Origin of the sequence: Paucilactobacillus nenjiangensis (assembly GCF_005405445.1) — a bacterium.
GTDB lineage: Bacteria > Bacillota > Bacilli > Lactobacillales > Lactobacillaceae > Paucilactobacillus > Paucilactobacillus nenjiangensis.
The window spans coordinates 20,953-27,210 of sequence record NZ_BJEB01000024.1 but is presented as its reverse complement, the minus strand read 5'-3'; the positions used below and the strand labels follow the sequence as shown (position 1 = coordinate 27,210).

Annotated in this window: 4 protein-coding genes; all 4 read right to left on the bottom strand. The window is 38.4% G+C overall.

Annotated features, from left to right (window positions below; translation table 11 throughout):
* Positions 1–141: 141 nt before the first annotated feature.
* The 4 genes from gyrA to yaaA are packed head-to-tail and all read right to left on the bottom strand — an operon-like array spanning position 142 to position 6,047.
* A complete protein-coding gene (gene gyrA / locus FFM59_RS04975; RefSeq protein ID WP_137601948.1) occupies positions 142–2,679 on the bottom strand; it encodes a DNA gyrase subunit A in 2,538 nt (845 codons plus the stop codon).
* Between the two features lie 25 nt (positions 2,680–2,704).
* Positions 2,705–4,648 carry a DNA topoisomerase (ATP-hydrolyzing) subunit B gene (gene gyrB / locus FFM59_RS04970; protein ID WP_137601947.1) on the bottom strand — a complete coding sequence of 648 codons (1,944 nt, stop codon included), beginning with the start codon at positions 4,646–4,648 and terminating at the stop codon, positions 2,705–2,707.
* A gap of 47 nt (positions 4,649–4,695) precedes the next feature.
* Entirely contained in the window at positions 4,696–5,814 is a 1,119-nt protein-coding gene (gene recF, locus FFM59_RS04965) for a DNA replication/repair protein RecF (RefSeq protein ID WP_137601946.1), read from the bottom strand.
* An 8-nt stretch (positions 5,815–5,822) separates the two neighbouring features.
* The gene (yaaA, locus tag FFM59_RS04960) at positions 5,823–6,047 is read right to left on the bottom strand and encodes a S4 domain-containing protein YaaA (protein ID WP_137601945.1); all 225 of its coding nucleotides are present in this window, start codon (positions 6,045–6,047) and stop codon (positions 5,823–5,825) included.
* Between the last annotated feature and the right edge of the window lie 211 nt (positions 6,048–6,258).

Here is a 6,258-nt window from a genome sequence, read left to right as displayed (position 1 = left end):
ACGGAGAAACTAGCAGCTTGATGTTAATGATTGTGAAATTCTAGGTCATCAGTACTTCTTGACAAAGAACCAAAAAACCTGAATTACGATACATATATTATATACGCTCGCAATTCAGGTTTTACATTTTATTTATTTAAATTATTTGTCAGTTGATGAATCATCAGTTGTTTCAGGAGTGTTTACTGTAGCTTCAGTGCCCTCAGTTGTTGCTTCTGAATCGTCTTCAGATTCGTCTTCTTCTTTCGCAACTTTGGTCATCGTCGCAACGTGTGTATCGTCATCCATTTTAATTAAATGAACTCCTAAGGTTGCACGACCAGTTTGTGAAACGTTCGCTACATCAAAACGAATAATCACACCTTTATCTGTAACCAACATGATATCTTCGTCCCCGGAAACAGTTGTCATTCCCGCTAAAGGACCATTCTTCGCAGTAACATTGGCTGTCTTGATTCCTTTACCACCACGGCCCTTAATAGGATATTCACTAGCGCTAGTTTGCTTACCAAACCCTTTTTCACTAATGATAAAGACTTTGCTGTCGGCTTCTAGAATATCTACACCAATCACGTAATCATTGTCACGTAAACGAATTCCTCGAACACCTGAAGCGGAACGTCCCATCGAACGAACATCGGAACCTCTAAAGCTAACCGCATATCCTAAGTGAGTTCCAATAATCATATTTTGATTTTCAGCAATAATTGAAACTCCAATCAATGAATCCCCTTCTTTAAGGGTAATTGATTTGAGACCATTATTACGAATATGAGTAAATTCTGAAACTGGAGTTCTCTTCACAGTACCTTTAAGAGTCGTAAAGAATAGGAAGTTATCATCATTGTTTGTTTCACGTGAAACATTGACAACGGCTGATATTTTTTCTTCAGAATCAATTCCCAGCAAGTTAATAATTGGAATTCCCTTAGCGGTACGCCCGTATTCAGGGATTTCATACCCCTTCATCGAGAATACCTTACCTGTGTTCGTGAAGAACAGTAGCATGTCATGAGTTGATGTAGAAATCATTTGCTCAATGAAATCATCGTCATGCACGCCCATACCTTGAACTCCCCGACCACCACGGTTTTGAGTTTTGAACTCATCAACTGGCAATCGTTTAATATAACCGTTATGGGTTAAAGAAACAATCACATCTTCCTCTTCAATCAAATCTTCATCTTCAATGCTAGTCACATCTCCAACTTGTAATTCAGTTCGACGAGGATCACCAAATTTTTCTTGAATTTCAAGCAATTCTTGGTAAATAACCTGTTGAATACGTTCTTGATGCGCCAAGATATCCTTATAATCGGCAATTGAATCCATTAATCCGTTATATTCATCCTCAATCTTGTCTCGTTCCAAACCTGTTAAACGTACCAAACGCATGTCTAAGATAGCTTGAGCTTGACGTTCTGATAAAGAATAATTTTCAATTAATTGATTCTTAGCGATTTCACTGGTTTGTGAACCACGAATGATGGCGATAATGGCATCGATATGATCTAAAGCAATTCGTAATCCTTCAAGAATATGTGCACGAGCTTGAGCTTTTTTAAGATCAAATTCAGTCCGACGACGTACGACTTCTCCTTGATGTTCCAGATAATAAACTAGAATCTGCTTTAAACTGAGAACTTTTGGCGTTCCCTTAACAATCGCCAACATATTAAAACTAAATGATGTTTGCAATAACGTTAATTTGTATAAATTATTTAAAACAACTTCCGCGCTGACATCACGACGAACATCAATGGAAATCCGCATTCCTTCACGGTCAGATTCATCGTTAGCATCGGTAATTCCTTCAATTCGCTTGTCCCGGGCTAATTCAGCAATTCGTTCGATTAATTTTGCCTTGTTAACCATATAAGGCAATTCAGTCACAACAATTCGCTGTTTACCGTTTTTAAGTTCTTCAATATCAACTTTCGCACGAACAATAATTGTTCCACGGCCGGTTTCGTATGCTTTACGAATTCCCGATTTACCCATCACAATCCCACCAGTTGGGAAATCAGGGCCTGGGACAGCTTCCATCAAATCAGCAGTAGTAGCATCTGGATTATCCATCAAAATATGAATGGCACCAATGACTTCTGCTAAATTATGAGTTGGAATATTTGTCGCCATCCCCACGGCAATACCAGAAGCACCGTTCACTAATAAATTAGGAAAACGAGCTGGTAAAATTGAAGGTTCGCGTTCGGTACCATCATAATTATCAACAAAATCTACAGTATCTTTATTGATATCACGAACCATTTCCATGGCAATCTTGCTCATTCTAGCTTCGGTATAACGCATGGCAGCAGCACCATCACCGTCGACAGAACCAAAGTTTCCATGCCCGTCAACCAGCATATTACGATAACTAAAATCTTGCGCCATCCGGACCATAGATTCATAAATTGCAGAATCCCCATGAGGATGATACTTACCCATAACATCCCCAACAATACGAGCGGATTTCTTATATGGCTTATCTGGAGTGACTCCTAATTCATTCATACCGTATAAAATTCGACGATGAACCGGTTTTAACCCATCACGAACATCTGGTAACGCACGAGCGACAATGACACTCATTGCGTAATCCAAGAATGACGTTCTCATCTGTGACGATAGGTTTACGTCGGTTATCTTTGTTCCTGAAATATCATCTTCAGCCACGACTGTTCCTCCCTTTTAAAACATTTTATAAATCTAAGTTTTCTACGAATGTTGCATTTTCTTCAATAAATTCACGTCGTGGTTGAACTTTGTCACCCATCAACATTGAAAAGACTTGATCTGCCTCGATAGCGTCATCTAAACTAACTCGCAATAAGCGACGTTTTGATGGATCCATCGTTGTTTCCCAAAGCTGTTCAGCATCCATTTCACCAAGCCCTTTGTATCGTTGAATTACTGGTTTTGGTGATGGTTGTAATGAACCAAGCACAGTATCTAATTCTTCATCGGAATCAATATATTGCACGAATTTTCCTTGGCGAACTTGGTACAAAGGTGGCTGAGCAATATAAACGTATCCTGCTTCAACCATTGGCCGCATAAAGCGATAGAACAACGTCAACAATAAGGTACGAATATGTGCTCCATCGACATCGGCATCCGTCATGATGACTAATTTATGATAGTTAGCTTTTGAAACATCGAATTCATTTCCAAAACCAGTACCTAAAGCAGTAAACAATGAACGAATTTCTTCATTAGCCAGAATTTTATCCAAACTAGCTTTTTCAACGTTCAAGATCTTCCCACGAATAGGTAAAATTGCCTGAGTCAATCGTGACCGCCCTTGTTTAGCAGAACCACCAGCAGAATCTCCTTCGACGATAAATAATTCTGAAATTGCAGGATCTTTACTAGTATTATCAGCCAATTTACCAGGTAAATTACTGATTTCTAAACCACTCTTTTTCCGCGTAACTTCACGAGCATGTTTAGCGGCAATTCGTGCTTTAGAAGCCAAAATTCCTTTTTCAACAATTTTCTTTGCCACGTCAGGATTTTCCATCATAAAGCGACTAAACGTTTCACTAAACAAGTGATCCGTAGCCGTTCTCGCATCAGAATTTCCTAATTTGGTCTTGGTTTGTCCTTCAAATTGAGGATCCGGATGCTTGATTGATACGACAGCGGTTAAACCTTCACGCACATCATCTCCAGACAATGAATCATCATTATCTTTTAGAATTCCATTTTTCTTACCATAATCATTAATGACCCGTGTTAACGCCGTTTTAAACCCAGTTTCATGAGTTCCACCTTCATAGGTATTAATGTTATTAGTAAAGGTCAACAAGTTATTATGGAAATCATCGGTATATTGTAACGAAACTTCAACTGTGATTCCCTTTTCTTGTGCTTCCAAATAAATTGGCGGTTCAAAAAGAACTTCTTTGTTTGCATTTAAATATTCAACGTAATGACGAATTCCACCTTCATAATGGAAAACTTCAGTGGTTGGTTCTTCAGGACGATTATCAGTAATACTAATTTTAAGGCCCTTATTTAAGAAAGATAACTCACGAATCCGAGTCGTTAGCACCTTAATGTCATACGTCGTAGTTTCACGGAAAATATCAGGATCGGGTACAAAATGGACAATTGTGCCGTGTTCATCTTCAGGTCGAGTTCCAATAACTTTGATTGGGGTCACAACTTTACCACGTGAAAAATCGACGTAGTATTCTTTACCATCACGAATAACTTTGGCATCAAGTTCTGTAGACAGTGCATTGACAACCGATGCCCCAACCCCATGAAGACCACCTGAAACCTTGTATCCACCGCCGCCAAATTTACCACCGGCATGCAAGATCGTAAAGACAGTTTCGAGAGCTGATTTTCCTGTTTTGGCTTGGACATCAACTGGAATTCCCCGTCCATTATCAGTCACCGTCACACTATTATCTTTTTCAACCGTGACCGTAATATGATTAGCAAATCCTGCCAGTGCCTCATCGATTCCATTATCAACAATTTCCCATACTAAATGATGGAGACCTTGTGATGTCGTTGTTCCAATATACATCCCGGGACGTTTACGAACGGCTTCAAGACCTTCCAGCACTTGAATCTGGCTGGCATCATATTCTTTAGCTAATTCTGCTTTTGTTTCCTTTTCAGTACTCATTCTGGCCCTCCTAAAATGTCCAAATATTTTCCATAAAACCTATATTTTTAGTCCTCGTTTAATAACACACCGTGCTCAATTTCAAAAATCTTGGGTTCTTTAATTAGTTGTCGCGCGATTCCACTTAAACTAGTGGTGGTTAAAAAGGTTTGCACCTTATCTTGAATCGCTGTCAGTAAATGTGTTTGGCGCTCATCATCTAGTTCAGACAACACATCATCTAACAGTAACAGCGGATATTCTCCGGTTTGTTCTTTCATTAAATCAATTTCAGCTAATTTAACCGATAATGCCGTGGTTCGTTGTTGTCCTTGTGAACCATAAGTCTGCACATTATTACCATTCACCATAAATTTTAAATCGTCTCGTTGTGGTCCGTACATTGTACTTCCCTGTTCAATTTCACGTTCCTCATTTTTGGTTAATTCTGCCAATAACAAATCGTAAACCGACTCAACCGTTGCATTCTCAGCTACCTCAATTTGTGACGCATACTGGAAAGTTAACTGTTCCTTGCCTTGTGAAATTTCTTCATGGATAACCTGTGCCCACGTTTCTAATTGTTTTAAAAAAGTGACACGAGCAACCATGATTTCCGCCCCATAGGCAGCTAGTTGATCCGATAACACTTGTAGAAAAACCCGATCTTTTTGTTTCCGCTGTTGTAACTGTTTTAAATATTGATTGCGCTGTTTCAAAATGGTTCGATATTGACCAGAGTTATACAAGTATTTATTACTCATTTGACCAAATTCCATATCCATGAAACGCCGACGCATGGCTGGCGCCCCTTTAACTAACGATAAGTCTTCTGGAGCAAATAAAATCACATTTAGCTGCCCAACATATTGAGATAATTTTGCTTGTTCCAAGTGATTAACTTTGGCTTTTTTCCCTTTTGAACTAAAAATTAATTCTAGTGGAAAAGTGCCATTTTCTTTTTTAACGTGTCCACTGAGAAACGCTTCGTTAGCTTGCCATTTGATTAACTCTTTATCATTAGCAGTCCGGTGACTTTTGGTTAAGGCTAAGACGTAAATTGATTCTAGCAAATTTGTTTTACCCTGAGCATTTTCACCAATCATGACATTAATCCCTGGAGAAAAAGCCACCTCTAAATCATCATAATTGCGAAAATTCCGTAAATGTAAATCAGTTAAAATCATTCGTTTGCCTACTTATCCTTAATTACATAAGAACCAAAACCAGGAACTTCGACAAAGTCATCGGTATATAGCTTTCTACCACGTCGTTGATCTTGTTCTCCATTTACAAAAACTTCATTTTCACTTAAAAACCATTTGGCTGCGCCACCAGTTGGAATAATGCCCTCTTCTTTTAACAACTGGCCAACAGTAATAAATGGCTGATCATTGTACACAATTACAGGTTCTTCCAAACTTTTCACCTACTTTTTTATTCAACCTCTATTATACCTTTTACACAAGTTAAAAACAATCTACCGTCGTTAATTTTTGCGATTTCAGCGTGCAAACCGTTTTTTGATATTTTTGACCTAAATGCCTTAAATGCGCTAATTTTTTGTTATAACGTTAAATTCAATTTTATCGGTTTGTTTTTTTCTGCTCGACAACAAAAAAACGACTATT

Excerpts from the sequence above, each read along its gene's own strand:
- gyrB (WP_137601947.1), bottom strand. The coding sequence starts at position 4,648 with ATGAGTACTGAAAAGGAAACAAAAGCAGAATTAGCTAAAGAATATGAT.
- recF (WP_137601946.1), bottom strand. The coding sequence starts at position 5,814 with ATGATTTTAACTGATTTACATTTACGGAATTTTCGCAATTATGATGAT.